The sequence below is a fragment of the Neisseria sp. P0009.S007 genome, from assembly GCF_051962515.1.
Window position 1 is genome coordinate 1 of the sequence record NZ_JBQCVF010000495.1, and the last position, 1,052, is coordinate 1,052.

Consider the following 1,052-nt stretch of genomic DNA (forward strand, 5'->3'; position numbering starts at 1 on the left):
AGCTTTATTTTAATTGCCGACCTGATGCCCAAGCGTATGGCAATGACCCATCCCGAAGCGGTGGCGGTACGCATTGTCCGTCCGATGATGTTTCTGATTTTTATATTAAAACCCCTTGTCTGGGTTTTTGACGGGTTGGCAAACGCAATATTCAAACTCTTCAAAATCTCAACTGTTCGTCAGGAGCAGCTGACCTCGGAAGATATTTATGCCGTCGTTGATGCAGGCGCTCAGGCTGGTGTGTTGAAAGAACAAGAGCACTATCTGATTGAAAACATTTTCGATATGCAAGAGCGCACGGTCACTTCCACCATGAGCACGCGCGAATATATCGTCTATTTTGACAAACACGACGACAGCGATACCGTATTGGAAATGATGTCGGACAAACCGCACAACAAATTCCTCGTATGCGACGGCGATTTGGAACGCGTCATCGGTTATATCGAATCGCATACGCTGCTGACTTTGTTTTTAAAAGAAAAAGACGTCCGCCTGACCGACAAGCGCGTGTTGCGTAAAGCCTTGTTCATCCCCGACACGCTGTCGCTTTACGATGTCTTAGAAACCTTCAAAACTTCCGGCGAAGACTTTGCCGTAGTGGTGAACGAATACGCGCTGGTGGTCGGCGTGGTAACGCTGAAAGATGTGATGAGCATTGTTATGGGCGAGCTGGTCAATACCGAAGAAGAGCCGCAAATCATCCGCCGTACAGAAGACACATGGTTGGTGGACGGTGCCACGCCGCTTACCGATGTCATGCGCGCGCTGGATATCGAAGAGTTTCCCAATTCGGAAAACTACGAAACCATCGCCGGCTTTATGATGTATTCCCTGCGCAAAATCCCGAAGCGTACGGATTTTCTGGTTTATGCCGGTTATAAATTTGAAATCATCGATACCGAAAATTTGAAAATCGACCAACTTTTGGTTTCCAAACAAGGAAATATGGTGGGGAAAATGTAACGGGTTGCAGGGAACACTTGAAAAGAAAATTAAAAAATGAATAAAAAGGAAAAAATATTATGACGACAACTGAACCTCAAAAATAC

General features: G+C 45.8%; 1 protein-coding gene. It reads left to right on the forward strand.

Annotated features, from left to right (window positions below; all coding sequences use genetic code 11):
• Positions 1–966 (forward strand): hemolysin family protein (locus ACTHS3_RS14325; RefSeq protein WP_440368284.1); only part of this gene is annotated, 966 nt, incomplete at its 5' end.
• Positions 967–1,052 lie beyond the last annotated feature (86 nt).